Annotated in this window: 24 protein-coding genes and 1 pseudogene; 8 read left to right on the top strand and 17 right to left on the bottom strand. The window is 61.4% G+C overall.

Annotated features, from left to right (window positions below; translation table 11 throughout):
* Positions 1-9: 9 nt before the first annotated feature.
* From DGN21_RS00345 to DGN21_RS00330, 4 genes are all read right to left on the bottom strand, one after another.
* On the bottom strand, positions 10-309 hold the full coding sequence (locus DGN21_RS00345) for a DUF705 domain-containing protein (protein WP_104594126.1): 300 nt from the start codon (positions 307-309) through the stop codon (positions 10-12).
* Between the two features lie 263 nt (positions 310-572).
* The gene (locus DGN21_RS00340) at positions 573-839 is read right to left on the bottom strand and encodes a hypothetical protein (protein WP_215825064.1); all 267 of its coding nucleotides are present in this window, start codon (positions 837-839) and stop codon (positions 573-575) included.
* 110 nt (positions 840-949) lie between these two features.
* Positions 950-1675, bottom strand: coding sequence for an RNA polymerase sigma factor (locus DGN21_RS00335; RefSeq protein WP_215825063.1), 726 nt, complete (start codon positions 1673-1675; stop codon positions 950-952).
* A 4-nt stretch (positions 1676-1679) separates the two neighbouring features.
* Positions 1680-2102 (bottom strand): SymE family type I addiction module toxin, encoded by a 423-nt coding sequence (locus DGN21_RS00330; RefSeq protein WP_215825224.1) that lies wholly within the window; start codon positions 2100-2102, stop codon positions 1680-1682.
* 604 nt (positions 2103-2706) lie between these two features.
* On the opposite strand from DGN21_RS00330, the gene DGN21_RS00325 reads away from it, so the two are divergent.
* Positions 2707-2928 (top strand): hypothetical protein, encoded by a 222-nt coding sequence (locus DGN21_RS00325; RefSeq protein ID WP_215825062.1) that lies wholly within the window; start codon positions 2707-2709, stop codon positions 2926-2928.
* 404 nt (positions 2929-3332) lie between these two features.
* Here DGN21_RS00325 and DGN21_RS00320 read toward each other — a convergent pair whose 3' ends face one another.
* The 5 genes and pseudogenes from DGN21_RS00320 to DGN21_RS00300 all read right to left on the bottom strand — a co-directional run bounded on the left by DGN21_RS00320 (position 3333) and on the right by DGN21_RS00300 (position 8886).
* A complete protein-coding gene (locus DGN21_RS00320; RefSeq protein ID WP_215825061.1) occupies positions 3333-3821 on the bottom strand; it encodes a hypothetical protein in 489 nt (162 codons plus the stop codon).
* Positions 3822-3951: 130 nt separating this feature from the next.
* Positions 3952-5715 (bottom strand): ATP-dependent helicase, encoded by a 1764-nt coding sequence (locus tag DGN21_RS00315; RefSeq protein ID WP_215825060.1) that lies wholly within the window; start codon positions 5713-5715, stop codon positions 3952-3954.
* Positions 5712-7826, bottom strand: coding sequence for an AAA family ATPase (locus tag DGN21_RS00310; protein WP_215825059.1), 2115 nt, complete (start codon positions 7824-7826; stop codon positions 5712-5714). Before DGN21_RS00310 ends, DGN21_RS00315 begins: the two co-directional genes overlap by 4 nt.
* 282 nt (positions 7827-8108) lie before the next feature.
* Positions 8109-8294 (bottom strand): annotated as a pseudogene (locus DGN21_RS00305) (transposase); the annotation flags it as partial.
* 244 nt (positions 8295-8538) lie between these two features.
* Positions 8539-8886, bottom strand: a complete 348-nt coding sequence (locus DGN21_RS00300; protein ID WP_054591763.1) for a helix-turn-helix domain-containing protein — start codon at positions 8884-8886, stop codon at positions 8539-8541.
* A gap of 86 nt (positions 8887-8972) precedes the next feature.
* Here DGN21_RS00300 and DGN21_RS00295 point away from each other — a divergent pair, with 86 nt between their 5' ends.
* Positions 8973-9299 (top strand): nuclear transport factor 2 family protein, encoded by a 327-nt coding sequence (locus DGN21_RS00295; protein WP_215825058.1) that lies wholly within the window; start codon positions 8973-8975, stop codon positions 9297-9299.
* Positions 9300-9444: 145 nt separating this feature from the next.
* Here the strand turns inward: DGN21_RS00295 and DGN21_RS00290 are convergent, their stop codons facing one another.
* Together DGN21_RS00290 and DGN21_RS00285 are read right to left on the bottom strand one after the other, a co-directional pair.
* On the bottom strand, positions 9445-9921 hold the full coding sequence (locus DGN21_RS00290) for a hypothetical protein (RefSeq protein ID WP_252374675.1): 477 nt from the start codon (positions 9919-9921) through the stop codon (positions 9445-9447).
* 137 nt (positions 9922-10058) lie between these two features.
* Entirely contained in the window at positions 10059-10811 is a 753-nt protein-coding gene (locus DGN21_RS00285; RefSeq protein WP_215825057.1) for an SDR family oxidoreductase, read from the bottom strand.
* Positions 10812-10949: 138 nt separating this feature from the next.
* Here DGN21_RS00285 and DGN21_RS00280 point away from each other — a divergent pair, with 138 nt between their 5' ends.
* Entirely contained in the window at positions 10950-11843 is an 894-nt protein-coding gene (locus tag DGN21_RS00280) for a LysR family transcriptional regulator (protein ID WP_065046361.1), read from the top strand.
* Between the two features lie 10 nt (positions 11844-11853).
* On the opposite strand, the gene DGN21_RS00275 is transcribed toward DGN21_RS00280, so the two are convergent.
* Entirely contained in the window at positions 11854-12567 is a 714-nt protein-coding gene (locus tag DGN21_RS00275; protein WP_215825222.1) for a hypothetical protein, read from the bottom strand.
* 456 nt (positions 12568-13023) lie between these two features.
* On the opposite strand from DGN21_RS00275, the gene DGN21_RS00270 reads away from it, so the two are divergent.
* Positions 13024-14094 carry an ATP-grasp fold amidoligase family protein gene (locus DGN21_RS00270; RefSeq protein ID WP_215825221.1) on the top strand — a complete coding sequence of 357 codons (1071 nt, stop codon included), beginning with the start codon at positions 13024-13026 and terminating at the stop codon, positions 14092-14094.
* Between the two features lie 158 nt (positions 14095-14252).
* Here DGN21_RS00270 and DGN21_RS00265 read toward each other — a convergent pair whose 3' ends face one another.
* Together DGN21_RS00265 and DGN21_RS00260 are read right to left on the bottom strand one after the other, a co-directional pair.
* Complete coding sequence (locus DGN21_RS00265) at positions 14253-14549, bottom strand: YciI family protein (protein WP_215825056.1); 297 nt, start codon at positions 14547-14549, stop codon at positions 14253-14255.
* A gap of 133 nt (positions 14550-14682) precedes the next feature.
* Positions 14683-15486 (bottom strand): SDR family NAD(P)-dependent oxidoreductase, encoded by an 804-nt coding sequence (locus DGN21_RS00260; protein WP_039518026.1) that lies wholly within the window; start codon positions 15484-15486, stop codon positions 14683-14685.
* A gap of 233 nt (positions 15487-15719) precedes the next feature.
* Here DGN21_RS00260 and DGN21_RS00255 point away from each other — a divergent pair, with 233 nt between their 5' ends.
* Complete coding sequence (locus tag DGN21_RS00255) at positions 15720-16157, top strand: helix-turn-helix domain-containing protein (protein ID WP_046345220.1); 438 nt, start codon at positions 15720-15722, stop codon at positions 16155-16157.
* A 169-nt stretch (positions 16158-16326) separates the two neighbouring features.
* The gene (locus DGN21_RS00250) at positions 16327-16848 is read left to right on the top strand and encodes a hypothetical protein (RefSeq protein ID WP_024940060.1); all 522 of its coding nucleotides are present in this window, start codon (positions 16327-16329) and stop codon (positions 16846-16848) included.
* Between the two features lie 118 nt (positions 16849-16966).
* Here the strand turns inward: DGN21_RS00250 and DGN21_RS00245 are convergent, their stop codons facing one another.
* Genes DGN21_RS00245 through DGN21_RS00235 form a run of 3 tightly spaced genes read right to left on the bottom strand, consistent with a single transcriptional unit; the run spans position 16967 to position 18229 of the window.
* Positions 16967-17266 carry a type II toxin-antitoxin system RelE/ParE family toxin gene (locus DGN21_RS00245; RefSeq protein WP_016902923.1) on the bottom strand — a complete coding sequence of 100 codons (300 nt, stop codon included), beginning with the start codon at positions 17264-17266 and terminating at the stop codon, positions 16967-16969.
* Complete coding sequence (locus tag DGN21_RS00240) at positions 17254-17511, bottom strand: type II toxin-antitoxin system Phd/YefM family antitoxin (RefSeq protein WP_016902922.1); 258 nt, start codon at positions 17509-17511, stop codon at positions 17254-17256. Before DGN21_RS00240 ends, DGN21_RS00245 begins: the two co-directional genes overlap by 13 nt.
* A 55-nt stretch (positions 17512-17566) precedes the next feature.
* Complete coding sequence (locus tag DGN21_RS00235) at positions 17567-18229, bottom strand: hemolysin III family protein (RefSeq protein WP_024940062.1); 663 nt, start codon at positions 18227-18229, stop codon at positions 17567-17569.
* Positions 18230-18402: 173 nt separating this feature from the next.
* Here DGN21_RS00235 and DGN21_RS00230 point away from each other — a divergent pair, with 173 nt between their 5' ends.
* Together DGN21_RS00230 and DGN21_RS00225 are read left to right on the top strand one after the other, a co-directional pair.
* Positions 18403-20898, top strand: coding sequence for a DEAD/DEAH box helicase (locus DGN21_RS00230; protein ID WP_215825055.1), 2496 nt, complete (start codon positions 18403-18405; stop codon positions 20896-20898).
* Positions 20895-22400 carry a ribonuclease H-like domain-containing protein gene (locus tag DGN21_RS00225; RefSeq protein ID WP_160955038.1) on the top strand — a complete coding sequence of 502 codons (1506 nt, stop codon included), beginning with the start codon at positions 20895-20897 and terminating at the stop codon, positions 22398-22400. Before DGN21_RS00230 ends, DGN21_RS00225 begins: the two co-directional genes overlap by 4 nt.
* Positions 22401-22428 lie beyond the last annotated feature (28 nt).

The raw sequence follows: 22428 nt of genomic DNA, 5'->3' as shown, positions 1-22428 counted from the left end.
GATGCCTCGTTATGCGTCGTTAGCATTGCCTGGGAGCACGTGCTGGCAGTAGCGCCACTCATGAACGGGCTGGTCGTCCAAGTAAACATCTGGCTTGGGCAAGAAGCCTTCGAAGCACTCTTCGATGCCCAGCTCCACTGCCGAGTCGCGGGCATACTCTGCGCCCCCGGAACTCCAGAGGTAAAGCGCTACTCCTTGCTGGTGCAACTCCCGCACGCGGGCGATGACAGGCGGCATGGGAATGCGTTTGGTGCCGAAGGTGCGAACCAATGTGTCATCAACATCTACAAACACCACACGTTGTTTCATGGGATACCTAGAGTTTTAACGATGAGCGAAGCGGCGTCGGTAAGAATAAAATGACGCGACCCAGGAAAAGAAATTCCAAATAGGGCGAGGATCCTTGCCGAGTCACGGACTACCGTCAATCTTTCTCACTTCCGTCGATGCGCTTTGACGCCTGATGCTAGCGAGTGACAGAGCTCTCATGGCGCCCGACGACTGGTGTACGGTCGGAATGCGGCGTCACACCATCCTCGCCTGACGCTGGATTAGCGCCAATAATTGAGCTATCAGCCATCGTATTCGATCAAGCCTGTGGCTTGCGGAAGGTCTGCAATGAACTGTGCGATACGCGCATCGTGAGAGGCTGAGCGAAACGCAGCTGCCTGTTGCGCGCATGTCCGAGTGAGGGCTTCCTTTTCTTCTGCCGATGAAGATTGCAGCTCTGCTGTCATCGCCTCCATCGCTGCAACCGCCGAGTCCGGATCAACGACGTCATTGCCGGAAAACTCCAAGAAGACAAAAGCGGCAATAAGAGACTTGCAGAGATTTTCCATAAAGTCCGGCGAGTTGGATTCCTGAGTGGACCAGGAGAGACTCTAGCTCCTGGTGGTGAACGGCCTTGACTGGCCGTGATTGCCAACCCGAGCGATGCATTGCCCTGGCGTTACTCTCCCACCGCCGCGCGGCAGGCGGCCAGGGCGCGGCTGATGTGCTTTTCCACCATCTTGACCGAGATGCCCATGACGGCGGCGACTTCCGGGTAGGTGAGGCCGTCGAAGCGGTTGAGCATGAAGGCCTGGCGGCATTTGGGCGGCAGCGCGGGCAGCGTGTGGGTGTGCAGGTGCTGCAGGGTGTGGCGGGCGTCCACCAGCTGGTCCACCGCCGTGCCGGCGGCGGCAAGCGGTTCGCTGCCCTCCAGCGGCACATGGCGGGAGGCGTGCCTGCGGTGGCGCGTGCGCCAATGCTCCAGCACCACGTTGTGGGCGATGCGGTACAGCAGCAGCTTGTAGCTGTGGATGTCTGGCGTGTCGCGGTAGGCCAGCATGCGCAGCAGCGCTTCCTGGGCGAGGTCGGCGGCGGTGTGCGGGTCGCGCAGGCGCCGCCGCATGTAGGTGAGCAGCTCCGCCTGCAGCTGTACCACGGCCTGGTCGAAGCGCTCCCTGGGCGGTGCGCGCTCCTCGCGCACCTGCCAGCGCGTGGTGAAACGGCCAAGCGCGTAGATGCCCGCCATGGGCGCGCGGGCCGGCAGCTCGCGCACGGCGTAGGCGCTGCGGTGGCGCCACGGGCGGCTGCCGTATCGCTCAACCGGCGCCGCGCTTGCGGCGTATGCGCGTGCCGCGACCGCCCGGCCGATGACACCGTGGCGGTCTGCACGCGATGCGCCGGTCATGCCCTCACTCATCATGCGACGTCTCCAGTAACTGGCCGGGCACATGCGGTGCGCGCATGCGCTGCGGCGTAATCAGCGTGGGTCTTACAACGCTGATGACCAGCTCGCCATCGCGCTGGCGGATGTGCAGCTTGCTGCCGATGGCAAAGCCCAATTGTTCCAGCCAGCGGCCGCGCAGGCGAAGGGTGGGAATGCGCTGGTGGCTGTCGGGATAGTACCCATAGCCGACGGTGCACTGCTGCGGCGCACGCGGGCGGCCCGGCCGCCGTGGTGTGCGGGGTTCGGCGCGGGGTTCGGGGATGGGCGTGCGCTCAAGGTAGCGCCGCGGCTGGATCGAGGGATCCAGCGAGCGCCAGACGACTTCGGTGGGCGGCGGCACCGTGGCGCGCTTGCGCGCAGGCGTGGAACGGGATGGGGATCGACGCATGGCAAAGCCCTCCTTGACGAACAAGCCCCGTCGCACGACGCGACGGGATGTCGGGAGGCTAGAAACCGCACACAGACGGCGGGCGTTTTCCCAAAGGGATTCGCACTAGCCGCTTTCCGACGCAAGTGTCACGCCGATTACGCATGCAAGAAACTGCAGGCACAAAAAACCCACCGGTTTGACGGAGGTGGGTGCCGCTGTGTGAGGAGTTTCTAGGCTCCTTGTAGCGAGATTGCTACGCGTTGGGTGGTGTGTCAACTGGTTGCAGCGACTCATTGCAGTGCTGCGCTTAGCCAGAGAATTCTCCTATGTAGACGGCTTCCCCGCACTCGGACGGTCACCTCGGCTTGACCCTGCCCTGCACCACCCGCACACTTCGAGCCGGAGCCTAGAAACTCCCCACACAGCGGTACCCACCTCCGAGTTTTGGTGGGTTTTTTGTGCTCGGCCATCTGGCCTGGCACTGCTCGGCGTTCCTACGCCGGGAGGGCGGCGAATACAACACCCGCAAGGGGAATAAGCCCGCCGGCTGTGTGCGGTTTCTAGCCTCCCGGCATCCCGCTGCGTAGTGCAGCGGGAGCTGCCTCACGGCAAGGAGAGCGGCATGCACAACGAACCCGGTTACTGGATGTCCGAAGGCACGCAATACCACCTGCTGCGCGTACGCGACCAACTGCGCCTGCTCGCCACCTTGGCTACACCGCGCGCTCGCGACGAAGGCGCCATGGGCATGCCGGCCATTCCACTCCAGCAGTGGGCGCACTGCCTTCAGCACTTGGCTGAGCAGGTGGATGATGTGCTGGGTGACTTGAGCAATACCTTGTAGTGCGTTTCCTTCGATGCAAGGCGCCATGTGTGCTGCCAAGCGTGCAGCGATCACCAAACGACCTGACCCACCCGCATTGCATAACGCCCGGGCTAGGGTCATTGCATACAGGCGGAATGCAATGGACCGCATCACCACCACCGCGCGATGCATCGTACCGGCAACGGCAGCGTAGTGCGTAGACGCACGCGCAGGGGCGCATGCACAAGGCATAAGCTTCAGTCACCGGTAAAGCAATGAACAAGTACGTCGCGCGAGCTCGGCAGCCGTACAAGTCTATGGCAAGCGACACCACGCCCTTCAGCTAGCGATTGGGTCGGAGCAGGTGTCGGATGCTGCGGTGGGTGGCGGGGGCGCCGGATTAGATAAGTAAACCTGACAGGATTATTCCGTTCAGAATTTCCCTAGCGACTGTCGATGCTGCTGATGTATCTCAGCTTGTAGCCATCACCAAGTTCAACTTCCCGCTTTGCATCGTTTGTCTCAGCGTCAATGACGAAACTAGCCGCAAAAACAATCCGATCAAGTGGCGTTACTTCCATGCATTGCCCCTTTTTCAATGCTCGGACCTCCTCATCAAAATTCTGGGGAACATGCCGCTCCAGACTCACACGTATTTTATCACTAACAAATTCCAACCTAACAAGATATCCATTAGGAAGATTTCTCGCAGTAGTAGAGAACAGCGGCCCACACCGAGTTTCAAGGTGAGCGGTACTTCTCAGTCGTGCAACTTCAGTCGGCATGGTCCTACTTACACTTGCACCCTGCCCAAATTGCAAATCATCATCCTTTAGAATTTCAAATGCTACCAGAGCCTGCTCTGGGGAATACTCTTGGGGCAAAGGTGAGAGAGCGCCTACCAATGCGGCAATAATAATATTGATGGTCATACACTACCAATTAGCACGAAGAGCGTGTATCGGCACTTCCAGGAAAACCTGAACGCCACAAATCTCATACTGCGCACTGCATCACAGACCATCAGCGCGCGAAGATGTGCGAGCTGATCCCAATACCAACTCAATCCGTCGCCCCCCATCTAATTTGCGGGGTTGGGCGCAAGGGGGCGCCTCGTTTAGTATGATGACCGGCCTCCGAAATCAAATGCAGATAATGCATCGCCCTAGATGCTGCAACATATAGAAGTCTATTCGTGATGTAGTCTGTGTGGGCCTTGGATTTGTCGATCACATCATTCCAATGTGGCATCTTTCCCACTAAAAGCCCAGTTGCAATAACGACCTCATACTCCTCACCCTTCGTCGAATGAAAGGTCTTCACCTTGCAGCTTTTCGTAGCGTGAACTCCATAAAATAATTTATAAGCATTATCTTCAACTTCTAAAAATTCTATCCTATCGGCGAGGGCGGCTAAATAGGAATTTAGATTAATTGATAACTGCGGCGCAGCTGAGATATCAACTCCGATGGAAGAGCAAAACTGCTCTACAGCCCCCCGTATGAAATCAGAAATCCCTCCACCAGAAGGCCTACTCACCGAATTGGCTGCTGCCATTATAACTCGCGTCGGATTAGCGCCCTTTAGATCAACGCCCATTCCCATTAGATCTAAAGAGACGGCCTGAGCTATACGACGACGCCTGCCATAGTTTTCCGGACCCGCGGGAGTCGTGATTAACCGAGTCAAGGAATGCCATGGATTTTCAAAGGAATTGGGGAGAGGCGAGCTATTCGGACAATCAATCTTGATGTCGGGAAGCAGAGGGCGCAATTGTCTCCCGACCCAAGCTGCGTCACGCCAGCTGGGTGCAAGTATTACAATTTCAGAAGCAGAAACCCCACGCTCGAGATGCCCCTCAATCAAGCGGGCAAGGTACCCGGGCAGCAAAGCTCGATCGATATCTAAGCAATATGAGACGCTTGAGCCCGCATCTACATTAGGCTTCAGGCTGGCGATGCGATACGGAACCTCTTGAAATCGTTGATAGAAGTCAATAATTTTCTGACTACTTCTATAACAGCCAGTTAAATGAAATTCGGTCATATCCCTTAGCGACAACTGCTCTTTCAGAGCATCAATTCGTTTTACGACCGCCTCTAACGTAGTAAATATTGCCTGATCAGAATCACCAACCAGCATAATTTCAGAAATGCCAGCACGCGTTATCGAAGATATTATGTCGTATTGCTGCTGACTCAGATCCTGATATTCATCAACCATTATTGACTCAAAAACTCCCGCTAAACGCCTGCCTATTTCAGGATGGACCAAAACCATGTTTTGAGCAATACTAAGTATCAGATCGAAGTCTATAAGACGGCCACTTAAAAGGGCCTCGTGATACAACACTGCAGCGTCGCGATCCGATGAATGCAAGTTTTCTGGCAACATGAAATTTCGATCAACACGAGTCGGGAAATCTCCCCAACTCGTTATCCCCAACTGGGCCTTTATTCTACGAATTAATTGACGTTGCTCGTGTTCATCTATGACCCTAAACCCTTTTGAGACACGTTTATTAAGGCCTGCAAATGGCTTTATGATCCATTCCAAACAAAACGAATGTATTGTCCCGATCCACAGCTGCGAATCTTCGATGCCTGATTTATCTAATCGCTCATGAATCTCCTCTGCGGCAACCCTAGTATGTGTGATCGCTAGGATCCAGCGCTTATTGAAACCGCGCCTGCTTGAGATTCGATGGGCAATCTTGGCGGCCACGGTTCTCGTTTTACCAGAACCCGGGCAGGCCGTAAGCAGGATATTGCCACTAAACTTGACAACCTCCATTTGCTCTTCGGATAGGGATTCGAGCAATCTCACTTGAAAAGTTCCAAAAGACAGTCGTGTGGGCACATATCCTCAAAAGTGGAAATAATGTCGGCAATGTCTTCTCCTACGTCACCCTCAACATGCGCCAATGAAGACCCAATTGCTTTCAAGCGATAATCAATCATCTGACGATATAACCCAGTAGTCGCCTGCTCGGTGAGGGCATGACGAAGGGCACGCAGAATGTAAACTGGTATCCGTGCAGACTTATCAACGCCGTCGCTCAGCAGGAGGGCATACCAGCCTTTACCGGCCTTCTCAGCCAGCTGCAGCGCCCTAAAGTATTGACGATTCTTATCAACCGACGTTAGATCAGCAATCACGTCCCTTTTTGTACGCTCCAAAGTATACATTTGCTCTACTGATTTGATAAATAAACTGGCATTTCCAGCTGCAAAGAGGTCTACCTCGAATGTATTCTTTGAGAAATAAGTAGCGACATATTTATTGTTCGCGAATTGTTCGGCAAGCACTCTCGCCCTTTGCAATCCGGATTCCTCCGAGGCCAATAGATGATCAACATATTTCTGACTGGCATATTCAGTAGGCTCGCGAATGAACGCCGAATCCTGATCGGTGATGATCGCACAATAGTTACGGAGTCGCTGCGAATGAAATAAGGATGCGACATGTGTAAAAACGGTCCCGTCGATGCAGAGCAGGCTTATGCCCATCTCATCGAGAGAAACGCCTAACACCTGCCTTACAAGAAACGGTATCAATATTTGCTCCGCGTCCCCTTCGCATATGATTACCGATTTGGCGAACAGAAGAGTGCTGCGGACCGCGTCAAGATAACGTTCGATTCTTATAGTCTCACTTTTCTCTAAGCCCTCGCCCGGCCAAAATACCTCTGAGCACCCCGCTTTCCGCGATATAACATTTGTCCCAGACAGACGTGCAGCCGAGCTTATTTGACTCGAATGAGTTGATACAAAAATCTGGGTTTTACGAGAGGAAAATCTAGAGAAGAGAGTTTTCTGTATATGCGTATGAATATGAGCCTCTGGCTCCTCAATGAGCAGAAAATGCGCGATCTTCCCTTCTTTCTTTATCTGACTTTCGTACTCATGAAGCTTCAAAGCGATATAGATTAAGTTCGCCCCACCCAAGCTAATGTCGTCTAACGACCCTGTACCAACATCGGCGATACCGTCCTCGGCTAATAGTCCGAGAGACTGGATCAATGCCGACATCTCTTCAGGTACGTTCGATGAAATCTCAATGCTCGGAGAATAAGTTTGCCCGACAGCTTCTAATATTGTTTTTCGTATACCTCCACTGAGGCTTCTAATCTGATCCAATCTTCCGATCAGAGAATTTAGCTCCTTTGCAGTATTGACGATTTTCCTAGCGTCATCTACGTCAATTTCGCCGCCCCCGGCCTTGGAAAGCAAACTCAGAAGCGGATTGCTACGAGCATACCTTAAATCAGCCACCACATTCCGCATAGCCTTTACAAAGGTGCAAGCCACTTCTTTAACCAAGGAAAAATACGCAGGCTTCAAATTCCCAATTTGGGACGCATCTTCGTCATCTGGATCGGGGAACCTAGCGTTAGAAAAATCACCGACAAACTTTGAATAAATATCATCGCAACTGAAGTCAGCCGACGATCTTGTGAACGCAACGGCTTCGTAATACTCTTTATCTATGGCGATGCCACCCACAATGTCGCGCAAAGCTTCGATACGCTCAGCCCTTCCTCTAAGCAGATGAGTTTTATCGAATAGCAGCTTCCTGATGTGGTACTTCGGCCTAAATACGAAGCTGTATGTTCCGAACGCTGAGTTGCCGGTAAGCTGTGCCGCGTGCTGTGCAATGACCAGCTCCTCATCAGTTACTCCAAGCCCTCCAAAGTCAAGCGTGATAACTATCCAGTGCCCTCGTGGATCGCCGATTGATCGGTTGAAGTCATTAACTGCGAGATATCTAGCGTTCGATGGAATTGACTCATCTAGGATGAGCCGCATCGCGTTGAAAACATTTGATTTTCCTGCAGCATTCTCACCAATTATTGTATTAGCCCCCTCTTCTACAAATTTGAACTTCGCCGAACGAAAGTTGCGATAATTTCTTAAAGAAAGGCTACTTACGTACATGCGCGATCGACCCTACCCCTGGCTTTGATCTGAGCATATCAAGCTTGTGCTGACTAGCTGGTTGAGACAGCTATCTCACTGCATGTGTCCGCTCGGGCCCTGTGCCTGTATGGTGAGCGGCATCGGGGAAGCTACTATCGGCTTAGAACTTGTCGCACATGGCCTTAGAGATGCTCTGATCAACGAAATCTGACAACGAGGATGTGGCATTTTCCCGAGGTGTCGCGTTCGGGGTTTTGGATTTCGCGTCATTCCCTGCGTGGTCCGTGGGGAATCGCTGTGTTACAGGCGCATGCTCCCCATCGCAGGCAGTAAGTGCATTCGCTTCATCCGTAGATTTGACAGCGGAAACAAGGTCACCACGTGTGCGGTGTTCTTCGCCAAGCCGCGATAGCACGCCTTGACGTAGCCAAACTGGCGCTTGATCACCCGAAACGCATACTCCACCTCCGCCCGCAGGCTTGCTTGCGGCCTGGGCCGCTTTAGGGCCGGTTTTTTCGTTGGTCGCCATGCTTGTGACCGCCTCACCACCCGAATGGTAGCGAGGCGAAACTAGGCCGATTATGTTGGCCGTACAAGTCTGGTTGCAGCGCGCGAGACGGCAGAGTCTGCAAGACCGCCGCTGTGTTATCTGGGCCAGTTATCTGGCGATATGGGCGGTGCTGTGTGCCTGATGTTTTAAGGTCCGCGTGCACAGCAGTGCGCAAAGCGTTTACTGCGACGACGTGTCGGGCAACGGCTGCCGCGCTTGGCCCCAGGTGAGCATTGCATCCAGCGCAGGGCACAGGGCCTGGCCCCACGGCGTCAGGCGGTAATCCACCTGCGGCGGTACCTGCGCGTAGACGGTGCGCAGCACCAGGCCGTCGCGTTCTAGCTGGCGCAGCTGTTGGGCCAGCATCTTCTGCGAGATGGCGGGAATCAGCCGCTCCAGGTCCGAGTAGCGCTGCACCTTGCCGTCGAACAGGTGGAACAGCAGCAGCAGTTTCCAGCGGCCTTCGATGAGTTTGAGCAGGGCTTCGACATCGCACGCGGCGGTGTCCGGGGTGTGCGGCTTTCCCATGGGTGCGTGACTTACCTTTGCGTGCGTTCTTGCGGCAGGTGATGCCGCTGCTGATCATGGCATACCGTTTCTACCGGACCGCCGCCATGTCGCTTGCCCTGCCCAACGCCATTGCCTGCTTTTTTACTGCCAGCAATGCCGGCGATGCCGCGGTGCTGCTGCCGCACCTGGCCGACGATGCGGTGGTGCACGACGAGCACCGCCAGCACCGTGGCGCTGCCGCCATTGCTGCCTGGCTGGCACAGGCGCAGGCCACCACGCCGTATCGTGCGGTGCCGGTTGGCGTGCACACCCAAGGCGAGCAAGTGAGTGTCACCGCGCAGGTGTCTGGCGATTTCCCGCAGAGCCCGCTTCAGCTGGAGCATGTGTTCCAGCTGGTGGGCGGCAAGATTGCGGCGTTGCAGATTCATTGACGCGGCATGCCGGCGTGTTGCGCCGGTAGCACGTGCCCGGATGCGGACCTTCCACAGCCGCATGACGCAACCGCACGCGCGGTTAGTGAGCGGTTGCTTGGTATCTCGACGCGCGTTGCGCCTCTGAGCAAATGTAGGGCGGCGCCTAGTCGCCTTCTGCCTGAAGTCGAAACACCCTGCCGCCCTGTTCCGCCTCATCGCCAAAGGTGACTGTGACCGTCGCGCCTGCGTTGATGGCCTCATGACGAAAGGACAGCTCGGCGTGATGCAGTCTCAGGCTGCTATCAAATGTGGTGCCGCTCGATAGGCAGGCCACCGAGTCCATTACCGTGGCGTCTGCAAGCTCTGTTTGCCCATGCTGCATCAGGTAGGCACAAACCGCCTGCGCGGCGGGGTCGCTACCGTGCTCACACCGTTTGGCGGAAAGCGCCTGCTCTTGCGCATGCTTGAAGTTGGTTCCCCACGAGGTGTGGAACGCAAAACTGCGTGTCTGGCCCGGCTGTACTGCACCGACAAAGGCGCGCAAGACCTCGCATAACTCAGCGGCAGGGGCTGCGTGGGCGGTTGCCACCGCCGTTAGCAGGATCGCGGGGACAGCGGCATAGACGAATAAAGCGCGCACGTGTCATCCGCTGAAGAGGGCGTGCGCATTATTGAGTCGCTGCACTTGCGCCGCAACGTGGACGCACACTGCAGCGCTCGGTGTCGCGCTTGAAGGGTGTGGGCGTGGCCGTTCGCCTGCCACTGCCTTCGAAACACTCAGCCGTTGAGCGTGCGGCCGCCGTCGACGATGAGTTCCGAGCCCACCGTCCAGCGGGATTCGTCCGAGGCCAGGTACAGCACGGCCTTGGCCACTTCATCGGGAGTGCCGAAGCGGCCGAGCGGGATGGTGGCGGCGATGTCCTGGTTGACCTGGTCGCGGTATGCGTCGGGGATGCCGAGCTTGTCGTACAGCGGGGTTTCCACCGGGCCGGGGCTGACCGCGTTGAGGCGGATGCCGCGCGCCAGCAGTTCGCTGGAGAGGGTCTTGGTCATGCTCAGGAACGCCGCCTTGGTGGCCGCATACACCGATGAGCGGGCCGCGCCCACATGCGCGTTGATGGAGGTGTTGAGCACCACCGCGGCGGGGTTGGCGAACACCGGCAGCAGCGCCTGCATGAGGAAGTACGGGCCTTTGACGTTGATGGCGAAGGAGGCGTCGAAGGCCTGCTCGGTCCAGTCTTCGATCGGTGCCCACACCGACACGCCGGCATTGAGGAAGGCGATGTCGAGCTGGCCGTAATGCGCCTGCACCGCCTGCGCCAACTGCTGCTGCGCGGCGACGCTGGCCGAATCGGCGCGCAGCACCAGCACCTCGGCACCCAGCGCGGCCTTGGCATTAGCGATGGACTCGGGGTTGTTGCCGGTGACGATGACGCGGGCGCCTTCGGCCAGAAACTGGCGTGCGGTCTCCAGGCCGATACCGCTGGTGCCGCCGGTGATGAGGGTGCGTTTGCCTGCTAGACGGGACATGGGTGCTCCTGGGAGTTGGCAGGCCCGCCGCATGTGGCTGGCCTTCGATGCGGTGCAGCGTGCGCTCATGCCGAATGTGGCGGAAGACCGCGCCGGCACATACCATTCATGCGGTATGCGCATGAATGAGGGTGGGAAATGGACCGGTTTCTGCTGATGACCTGCTTTGCGCGTGCGGTGGAAACCGGCAGCTTTTCTGCGGCCGGGCGCGACCTGGGCCTGGGCCAGCCCAATGTCAGCCGCCACGTGGCGGCGCTGGAAGAGCACCTGCACACGCGGCTGCTCAACCGCTCCACCCGCAAGCTGGTGCTGACGCCGGAGGGCGAGCGCTACTACGCGGAGGTGCGCCGCATCCTGGATGCGGTGGGCGAGTCGGAGATGGCGCTGCACGACAACGTGCAACCGTCCGGCTTGCTGCGGGTGGCCTGCCCCACGGCCTTGTCGCACCACTATGTGATGCCGCTGGTGCCGGAGTTTTTACGGCGCTTTCCGGGCCTGGAGCTGGATCTGCAGATCAACGACCGCTTCGTCAATCTGCTCGACGAGGGCGCGGAACTCGCCATCCGCATCGGTCATCTGGAAAACAGCGCGCTGCGCGCACGGCGGATCGGCGCGTTCAAGCGCGTGTGCGTGGCAAGCAACGCCTATCTTGCCGAGCGCGGCGTGCCCCGCGTGCCCGAGGACCTGCGCCAGCACGATTGCGTGCTGTACACCCTGCTGGCCTCCGGGGCGACGTGGCGTTTCAAGGATGTGGAGGTGCCGGTGTCCGGCCGGATCCGGGTCAATTCGCCGGAGGCCGCGCGCGAGTCGGTAAGTGCGGGCCTGGGCATCGGGCAGGGGCCGGAGTGGTTGTTCGAGCAGGGGCTCAAGGCCGGGCAGCTGCAGATCGTGCTGGGCGCATTCTCCGCACCTGCGGTGCCCATGCACATCCTGTATGCGGCCAACCGGCTGGTGCCGAAGCGGGCGATCGTGTTCATGGATTTTATTGCCGAGGCGTTTGCCAAGATTCCGCAGTTGAATGTGGGAGGCTGATCGCCCGGCGTTATTCCAGCGGCCGTGGCGAGGGGCGCTGGTACTTGGAAAACGTCTTGTGCAGTGAGGCGGCGCGCTCGTCGGCAACGACGTTTTCAACACTGCTCAGGCCACGCGATGCGATGACGGCCGAGGCTTTTGCATCGCCCAGCAGATAGGCCAGGCGCAGGTAGGCCAGGCTGTCGACCAGGTTCTTGTTTGCGGTGTCGCTGACGTATACGTCCGACAACCCGTAGTACGCATACAGATTCCCCGCCACTGCGGCCCGCCGCAGGATGCCGATGCCCTGATAAAAACGGCCCGCCAGTGCGGTCTTTTTGCCGTAGATCACCGTTGCGGCCTGGTTGCCTGCCTGCGACTCGGCCTTGAGCTGGTCCAGCGTCAGGGTTTCCAAGCGGGCCAGTTCGTGTTCCGTCGGGTAGCCGTGGCGCAGCAGCCACTGCGCCTCTGCATCGGAGTTGGCGATCAACGGCCCACCGGCCGGGCAGGCATTGGGGCCCTGCGGGCAGAGATAGCGCCTTGCCTGCTGGCTGACCGAAGGCGGCCTGCTATTGGCCGCCTGGGCGGGCGGCAGTGCGGCGGCGTTGCCATCTGCGGTGGCGGGGCTGGCTGCTGCCTGCGCCGATGTGGGCGCCTTATCGGCTTGTGCGGCTTGGTCTGTGTCTGCGCAGGCGGCAAGCGAAAGGCACAGCGCTGCCAGGGACAGGAGTTTGGTGACGTGCATGGGCCATCCGTTGCGGGCTGCAGTGCCGGTGCGTGATGTTGCGCGATGCCGGCCTGCGATGCGACTGCCTCCCCTTGCCGGCCGCGCCGGCATTTGCTCCCACGCACTGCCGCCCAGGTGGCGGGGCATGCGTGCGCCATTGCGCGCCTGCCCCGCAGCCCGGGCGGGCGCACCCGGCGCGGCGTTGTGCCGGTTGCTGGTGCCGCACGCGCCAGGCGGCCGGTCGCAGGCCCTGGCCTGCGCAGGTTTGCGCGGCGCACAAAAGCGGGCGCTAGCGCGGGCCCGGGCGCCGGCCTGTATGCCCAAAGCGACGCGATCTTTGCGCAATCGGGTCGCTTGAGACGATTCGCAACCCTGGTCTGCGTCTTTCCGTATACCGTGACACACATCACACTCGAATGTGATGCAAGTCTCACTTCACTACGGACGAGGGATCTGGCGATGGCCGACAACGGGATGGGGCTGCAGGCGCAGCCGCTGGGCGCGCACGGTGGGGCAGGTCAGCCGTGGGCTGCGCTACTGCCGGTGTTGACGACGTCTCCGGGCGACGGCCGCGCCACGCCCACGGGCACCGACGTGGCCGGCCTCAAGCGCCTGCTGCGCAAGGGCGCGCGCGGCCTGCTGCGCACCCTGCCCTGGCGGCACCAGGACCGGCTGTACTACCTGCACACCTTCGGCCGGCTGCCGGATCTGTACGCGCCCAAGTGCTTCAACGAGAAGATCCTCTACCGCAAGTGCGTGCACGGCGATTACCCGCTGTACCGGCGGCTGGCGGACAAGTTTGCGGTGCGCCCGTATGTGGCGGCCAGGATCGGCGAGGCGCACCTGATCCCGCTGCTGCTGGACAGCACCGACCCGCAGGAGCTGCTGCGCCTGCCGCAGTGGCGGCAGACCGTGATCAAGGCCAACCATGGCGCGGCGATGGTGGAGGTGGTGCGCGATGAGCCGGACGCGCAGCAGAAGCGCCGCATCATCGAGCGCTGCGGCCAATGGCTGCGTACCGACTTCTCCGACAAGGTGCGCGAGATCCATTACCGCGATATTCCGCCGCGCATTTTGGTGGAGCAGTACATCGGCGATGCGCAGCAGGTGCCGGTGGACTACAAGTTCCACATGTTCCGGCAGGCGGACGGCAGTTTTCAGTACGTACTGCAGGTGATCTACGGGCGCTTCGACACGCCGAAGTTGGGCATGACCTTCTTTGTCGGCAACCTGCACGAGGCCTTTCACCGCATCCGCGACGACGGGCGCGCACCACCCTGCACGCCGGCGCTGCTGGAACAGGCGCTGGAGCTGAGCAAGCTGCTGGCAAGCGACTTCGATTACGTACGCGTGGACTGGTACATCCAGCACGGGCAGGTCTATTTCGGCGAGCTGACCTTTACCCCGGGCGCGGGGCTGGTCACCGGCCTGGACCGCGGGCTGGACCGGATGATGGGCGACATGTGGGTGCAGCGGCGTGCGCCGGTGGAAGCGGCGTTTCCCACGCAGGGTTTGGGCGCCAGCGTGCGGGTGCCGGTGCGGTGAGAGCGCTCGCCCGCCCCGTTCGGGCGGCAGGCAACTGACAGCGTGGCCTGAGCGCAGCACGCCTTTGCCTGGCATTGCTTGCTGCATGCGCGGCGCGCTCGTCACCGCAACGCGCTGCTGCGATGACGATTTGAGCGTGCCATATGCAGCGCGGCGTTTTATCCGCGCGCCTTCAAATGCAGCATGGGGTAATGCGCATACTGCCCGACGCCGTGTTTGATGATCGGGTCTTGTGCGGTGATGGCGGCAATGTCCTGGTCGTCGGCAATCTGATACAGCGATAGACCAAAGCCGCCGGTTTCATCGATGACCGGGCCATGCGCCAGCAGGATTCCCTCGGCCAGGCGCTGGTCGAGAAACGCGGCATGCTGCTGCATCAGGGCTTTTTGCTGATCCGACATGGTGGCCAGAAAGTCCGCGCGCGGCGGGATGAATTTGCAGAAATACGCTTTCATTCTCGTGTACTCGTGGCAAAGGGGATGCGTCACGGCTTTAGCAAAGCCGTTGATCGGGTGATAACACGGGGTTTTGCGCGGTTTACTTGATTGAATCAGCAGCTGGTTTGGCGCTGCATGTAACGCACAGCACTCAGGCTGTTTTGATGCTTTTGAAAATCGCGCCTTCAAACATCTTTGGCAGGTAACTCTGCAGGAACAGGATCATGCCGGTCATCTTTCCGACCGGGTTGCTGAACTTGGGGTCCTTGGCCTGGATCAGCTTCTGGATGGTGTCCACCACGGCATCCGGTGCTTCTGCGGTGTCGATTCCCTTCTGGGTCGCCGCGTTGGCCTGCGTGCGGTAAGCGTTGTAGTCGGCAATGGTGTTGCCGGCGGCAGGCACTGCGTTGTGGCCCAGATTGGTCTTGAACCAGACCGGCTCCACCATGTTGACCTTGATATTGAACTGGGCAAGTTCGAACCGCAGCGATTTGAAATACCCCTGCACCGCATGCTTGGAGGCCGCGTAATACGACAGGTTCGGCGGCCCGATCAGCGCCACGATGGAGCTGACGGTGATGATCTGCCCGCTCCGTTGCTTGCGGAAATACGGCAGCAGCGCATTGGTGGTTTTGACCGTGCCCCAGAAGTTGGTTTCGAACTGCTGGCGGCCCACGTCGATGGCGGTTTCTTCGGCGATACCGGTGACCATGTAACCGGCGTTGTTGACCAGCACATCCAGGCGGTCGACCGATTGAAACAGCGTTGTGGCAAACGACTGGATCGAGGCGTCATCGTCGATATCCAGGCGCAGCAGCTTGAACGGCAGCTTGGCCTGGTGCTTTTCCGGCTCGCGGCTGGTGCCGATGACGTTGAAGCCTTGCTTGTGCAGGTTGGTGGCCAGCAACAGGCCAAACCCTGAGGATGCGCCGGTGATCAGCACTGTCTTTTTCATCGTGGTGTCTCTGAAGGAATGCGGTTTAGGGAAGGTGGAGAAACATCGCCAGCCATCGGCGTGCAGCTACGCGATGCCTGACGCTGACCTACATTGCGGTGTGCGTTGATGCAGATAGATGCTGCGGTTGCCGCCGCGGCCTGGGCGCCCGTCACCTGCCTGATACGCACGGTTGGACGGCCCATGCGCCGCATGCTAGTATCGATTTGATAGTGAGTCAATACGGAAATGATATGAACTCAAAAACGTCGTCGGACAGCCTGTGCCCGATCGCGCGCAGCCTGACCTTCCTGGGCGATGCGTGGACGATGCTGATCCTGCGTGACGCCAATTCCGGGCTGACCCGCTTCGATCAGTTCCGGCAGAGCCTGGGGATTGCCCCGACCATGCTGACCAAGCGGCTGGCGACGCTGACCGAGGAGCGGCTGCTGGAAAAGCGCCTGTATTCCACCCGCCCACCGCGCGAGGAGTACGTGCTGACCCAGGCAGGGCGCGATTACCTGCCGGTGCTGTTCATGATCGGTGCGTGGGGCAGCAAACACCGTGGCGAGGGCAAGCTGCTGCGTTTTCTGGATGCGGAAACCGGCACCGAGCTGCAGCCGGTCGCCATCGACGCAGTCACCGGTGCAGAGATCGGCACACGCGCGATCCGCATGGTGATGCCGGAATGAGCGCGGCGGCGTGGTGGATGGTTCTCAGCATGCGTTGACGCCTGGCGCGCTACCCTCGCGCGCCCTGGCTGCCTCGACCTGGGCGACTGCGTGACGCGTTGGCGTCATGTTGCGCACCGATGTCGAGGACAGCCGCGCCGCTCTTCCACCCACTACAAGGACGTCACCGTTGTCGCACGTTTCCCTACGCCGCTTCCTGCCGCTCGCCTGTCTGGGCCTGCTGTCTGCCTGCAACGGTGGCACGGCCACCCCCAGCGCGCCGCGCCCGGAGTCCGAGCACTTCACCCTTGCCGAGCTGCAGCAGCTTGGCTGCACCGTCACCGCCACGCCCAAACGCGATGTCCGCAAGATCCCGTTGCTGGGCGAGGTCGATGGCTATGGCGTCACCAGCACCAACGCCTGCGCGACCCACATGATCAGCCTGCTGCAGCCGATGAGCTACGAGGACGCGGTGTGGGAGGGTGCACGCAGCGCCGCCGGCACCTTTGCCAGGGAGCACGGGCTGGAGCGCGAGAGTTATGAAGGCCGGCTCGGCGAGTACAGCGAGATCGAGGTGTTCAGCCGCGGCGGCAAGCCGGTGGGCTTTGAATACAACGTGCAGGCAAAGGGCACGCTGCATTCGGTGGTCGTGCTCTCCGACAGCATCGCGCCGGATGCGGCCTTCGAGGCGGTGATGAAGACCAAGCTGTGAGGGTGTGAGCCGCTTTTTAATTGAGCGGGTGGCGCTGTAAGCCGTGCCTGCGCGCGGTGTGGGCGCATGCGCCGCAACGCGTGTGCAATGCGATGCAGTTGGAAGATAGACGCGCCTGTCAGCGCGAAAGACGATTCTTCCGAAGTAACCGCTCCGAGCGCATCACGTGAACCACGACAACGCGTTGCCCGTCCACACGGTAGAACACGCGGCAAGGTGGCTCGACGATTTGACGGTAGCGGGAGCGCTTGAGCTCCTGCGGCCGGCTTCCACTCTCCGGGTGTTCGGCCAATTGCTCGACATGCGCAAACACCCGTCTCACCAGTGCCGCTGCGGCGGCAGCGTCCTCAAGCGCAATGTAGTCGGCAATCGCGTCCAGGTCGGCCACTGCCGGCTCAGACCAGACTATTTCAGCCATCGCGCCAGGCGTTGTTTGGCTTGTTCGTGGCTCAGGCTGCGGCCTTCGGCTACCGCCATTTCACCACGGGCAATTCCTTCGAGGATCGCCATCCGCTGTTGCATGCGTTCATAGCTGGCGACGTCCACCAGGTATGCGCTGGGCAGGCCATGCTGGGTGATCAGGATCGGCTCCTTGTCGCGCTCGACATCTGCGAGGAGCTCGGTGGCCTGCCGCTTGAGCGTGGTGACAAGTTCTGTGCGCATGCAGTGACACTAAAGTATCACTGCGGGTGGGGCAAGTCGGCTGTGCCGGGCGAGGCTACATCCCACCCAGGGGCTGCAGGCACAACCAGATCGCGCACCAGTGCGAGAGCGCGCCGCCCAGCACGTGGGCGTGCCAGATGGCGCGGTTGTAGACCAGCGACTTGCGCACGTAGAAGGTGACACCCACGGTGTAGAACGCGCCGCCGGCGGCGATCAGCCACAGCACGGTGCTGTCCAGGCCGGCGAGCAGCGGCTTGATCACCACGATGCCGGCCCAGCCCAGCAACAGGTAGATCACCACCCAGAAGCCCTTGGCGATGCCGGGCAGGAACAGCTTGGCGAACACGCCGAACAAGGCCACGCCCCACACGCCCAGGATCATCGCCCAGCGCCAGGTGCCGTCGAGGGCGACCAGCAGGAACGGGGTGTAGGAGCCGGCAATCATCACGAAAATGCCGGCGTGGTCGAACTTGCGCAGCATCGGCTGGCGTTGCGGCGGGGCGAAGTTGTACGCCGCCGAGCAGCCGAACATCACCAGCAACCCCAGCGCGTAGACGCAGGTGGCCAGCAGCATGGTCTGGTTGGCATGCGCGCGCCAGACCATCCAGGCGCCGCCGACGATGGCCAGGAACAGGCCGGCGGCATGCACGATCACATCGGCACGGCGGGCGGAACGGGTCTTGTAGTGCGGCGCGGTAAGGCTGGGGGAAACGGGCACGGCGGTTCTTCGAGATGGGGGAGCCACAGCGTGCAAGGCAACGGTGACGCGGTGGGGGCAACAGAATACCCGGCTTGCTGAATCCGCTCAGTGACACAGGCTCGCCGGTTCGGCGCTGGTCTCATACCCTGAGACACCTCCCCTGTCTCATGCCCCTCTTTGGGAGCCGCCGTATGCCTCCGTTTGCCCTCGCTCCCCGCACCGAAACCGCCGAACGCGCGCTGGCCACCACCGATGGCCGGCCCAGCCGCGATGGCGCACTGCTCACCGAACGCCTGGAACGGCGTTACCACGACCGCATCACCGGCAGCTTTACCCTGCCCGGACGCGACGGCCGTTATGCGCCGATTCCTGCCGACGTGCCGGCCGCGCTGGCCGACGCCTTGCGCACGCGTGGCATCAGCCAGCTCTACAGCCACCAGGCCGATGCCTGGGCGGCCACGCAACGCGGCGAACATGTGGCAATCGTGACGCCCACCGCGTCGGGCAAATCGCTGTGCTACACGTTGCCGGTGGTGAGCGCGGCGATGAGCTCCGGGGCCAAGGCGCTGTACCTGTTCCCGACCAAGGCGCTGGCGCAGGACCAGGTGGCCGAGCTGCTGGAATTGAACCGCGCCGGCGAGCTGGGAGTGAAGGCCTTCACCTTCGACGGCGATACGCCCGGCGATGCGCGCCAGGCGATCCGCCTGCATGGCGACATCGTGGTGAGCAACCCGGACATGCTGCACCAGGCGATCCTGCCGCATCACACCAAGTGGGCGCAGTTCTTCGAGAACCTGCGCTATGTGGTGATCGACGAGATCCACACCTACCGCGGCGTGTTCGGCAGCCACGTCACCAATGTGCTGCGCCGGCTCAAGCGCATCTGCGCGTTCTATGGCGCCAACCCGCAGTTCATCCTGTGCTCGGCCACCATCGGCAACCCGCATGCGCACGCGCAGGCCCTGATCGAAGAACAGGTGCATGCGATCACCGAGTCCGGCGCGCCCACCGGCGACAAGCACGTGCTGCTGTGGAACCCGCCGGTGGTCAATGCCGACCTGGGGCTGCGCGCATCGGCACGCTCGCAGAGCAACCGCATTGCGCGCATCGCGATCAAGAGCGGACTGAAGACGCTGGTGTTCGCGCAGACGCGCCTGATGGTGGAGGTGCTGACCAAGTACCTGAAGGACATCTTCGACCACGACCCGCGCAAGCCGCCACGCATCCGTGCGTACCGCGGCGGCTACCTGCCCACCGAGCGGCGCGAGGTGGAGCGCGCGATGCGCGCCGGCAATATCGACGGCATCGTGTCCACGTCGGCGCTGGAGCTGGGTGTGGATATCGGCGCGCTGGATGTGGTGATCCTCAACGGCTACCCCGGCAGCGTGGCGGCGACCTGGCAGCGCTTCGGCCGCGCCGGGCGCCGCCAGCAACCGGCGCTGGGCGTGCTGGTGGCCAGCTCGCAGCCGCTGGACCAGTACGTGGTGCGGCACCCGGATTTCTTTGCCGATGCCTCGCCCGAACATGCGCGCATTGCGCCGGACCAGCCGCTGATCCTGTTCGACCACATCCGCTGCGCGGCGTTCGAGCTGCCGTTCATTGCCAGCGAGCCGTTCGGGCCGATCGACCCGCTGGTGTTCCTGGAAGCGCTGGCCGAGAGCGAAGTGATCCACCAGGAAGGCGACCGCTGGGAGTGGATCGCCGACAGCTACCCGGCCAATGCGGTGAGTCTGCGCTCGGTGGCCGACGGCAACTTCGTGGTGGTGGACAAGAGCGACGGCAAACAGCAGATCATCGCCGAGGTGGATTATTCGGCCGCGGCACTGACCTTGTACGAAGGCGCCATCCACATGGTGCAGAGCACGCCGTACCAGGTGGAGCGGCTGGACTGGGAAGGCCGCAAGGCCTATGTCACGCGCACCCATGTGGACTACTACACCGACAGCATCGACTACACCAAGCTGAAGGTGCTGGACCGCTTCGACGGCGGCGTGGCCGGGCGCGGCGACTCGCATCACGGCGAGGTGCATGTGGTGCGGCGCGTGTCCGGCTACAAGAAGATCCGCTATTACACACACGAGAACATCGGCTACGGGCCGGTCAATCTGCCCGACCAGGAACTGCACACCACTGCGGTGTGGTGGCAGTTGCCGCAGGCCACGTTGGGCAAGGCGTTCGCGTCCAAGCAGGATGCGCTGGATGGTTTCTTGGGTGCGGCCTATGCGCTGCACGTGGTGGCCACGGTGGCGGTGATGGCCGATGCGCGCGACCTGCAAAAAGCGGTGGGCAATGGCGACGGCGCGTGGTTTGCGGTGGCCGACCAGACCGGGCGCGGACAGCTGCGCGGCGTGGACGAGGGCGAAGAAGGCGCGGTGGAATTGCAGCAGGCCTTCGTGCCCACGGTGTATCTGTACGACAACTTCCCCGGCGGGGTGGGCCTGAGCGAGCCGCTGTGGCTGCGCCAGGCCGAGCTGCTGCAGCGCGCCGACGAGCTGGTGCGGCGTTGCGACTGCAGCGCCGGCTGCCCGGCCTGCGTGGGCCCGGTGCTGGCCGCGCATGAGGAAGGCAAGGGCGAGTCGCCCAAGTCGTTGGCCTTGACGGTGCTGGCGCTGTTGTTCGATGCGGATGCGCCGTTGCGGCATGCCACCCAGGTGGACGACGACCTGGCGCTGGACGTGCTTGCATGAGCGTGAGTGCGGACCGGTTGCGCTTGTTGCGGCGTCAGGCCGGGCATGCCGATGTGCCAGCGCCAGTTGCAGATGGCGATGCAGTGGGTGGTGCGGATGTTTCCGCTGCGGTCGACGTGCAGGCCGATGCATACCCGCTGCGCGCGGCAGTGGCGGCGCGTACCTCGGGTGATGCAGTCGGTGCGGATGCAGTGGCAGGCGATGCGCACACGCGTGCCGCAGGTGACATGCCTGCGGCGGCGCAGCCAATGCGTGCGCTGGCAGCGCCGGTGCCTGGCAGCGATCCTGGGGTGAGCGCAGAACGCTTGCGCCTGCTGCGCCGCCAGGTCGGCGGGCTGACGCCCACGGCGCGCAAGGACGATGCGGTGATGCCCACGCGTGCGCAACGCCAGCCTGCGCCGGGTGCTGCTGCGTCTGGGTCACGCGCTTTGTCGCGCGAGGCGACTGTGCGAGGCACGCAGCCCGGCAGCGCAGAGGCTGCCGGTGCACCGCGCACCCCGCCCACCGCAGCACCGGCCATGACGCGCCGCGCCCTGCAGGCACCGGTTGCTGCAGCGCCTGCGCGCGATAGCTCGGCGTTTGCCTGGGTGGACCACGATGTGCGCCACAAGCCGGCAGGTGCGACGGTCGATGCGGCAGTGCGCGTGCCGGCGATGCGCGCGACACCGGCTGCATCCATATCCAACCCGCCACCGCAGCGACGCACCGATATCGCCGGCCTGCGCAAGATGATCGGCCTGCGCGAGCGCGCGGTCTCGGCACATACGCCGGTGCGCGCGGCGTCCACCGACCGGCATCTGCCCGGCAACGAGATCGCGCCCGGCCTGCACCTGATCGAAGCCTTCCTGCCGCAGGCGATCCCGCGCCAGGCGCTGTCGCTGGCGTTCGCCAAGCGCGAGGACGCGGTGGACCCAATGGACCTGCTGTTCTTCGATACCGAAACCACCGGCCTGGCCGGCGGCACCGGCACGCGCGCCTTCATGATCGGCGTGGCCGATTGGTACACCGACGCTACGCAGGGCAGCGGGCTGCGCGTGCGCCAGTTGATGATGTCCACGATGGCGGCCGAAAGCGCGATGCTGGATCTGTTCCGCAGCTGGCTGTCGCCGCAGACGGTGCTGTCCAGCTACAACGGCCGCTGCTACGACGCGCCGTTGTTGAAGACGCGCTACCGCCTGGCGCGCCGCGGCGACCCGATCTCTGCGCTGGACCATGTGGACCTGCTGTTCCCCACCCGGCGCCGTTATCGCGGCACCTGGGAGAACTGCAAGCTGTCCACCATCGAACGGCAGCTGCTGCGCGTGGTGCGCGAAGACGACCTGCCCGGCTCCGAAGCGCCGGCCGCCTGGTTGAGCTACCTGCGCGGCGGCAGCGCGCGCAACCTGCGTCGCGTGGCCGAGCACAATCACCAGGACGTGGTGACCTTGTCGCTGCTGATGCAGCGCCTGGTGGCAGTGGAAGCGCAGGACCGTGACGTGATTCCGATGCTGGAGACGCCCTGACAACAGGCCGTCATCGGCCGTGGCGCCA

The sequence above is a fragment of the Xanthomonas sp. MLO165 genome (assembly GCF_018831305.1).
GTDB lineage: Bacteria > Pseudomonadota > Gammaproteobacteria > Xanthomonadales > Xanthomonadaceae > Xanthomonas > Xanthomonas arboricola.
This window is presented reverse-complemented; position numbering and strand designations above follow the sequence as displayed.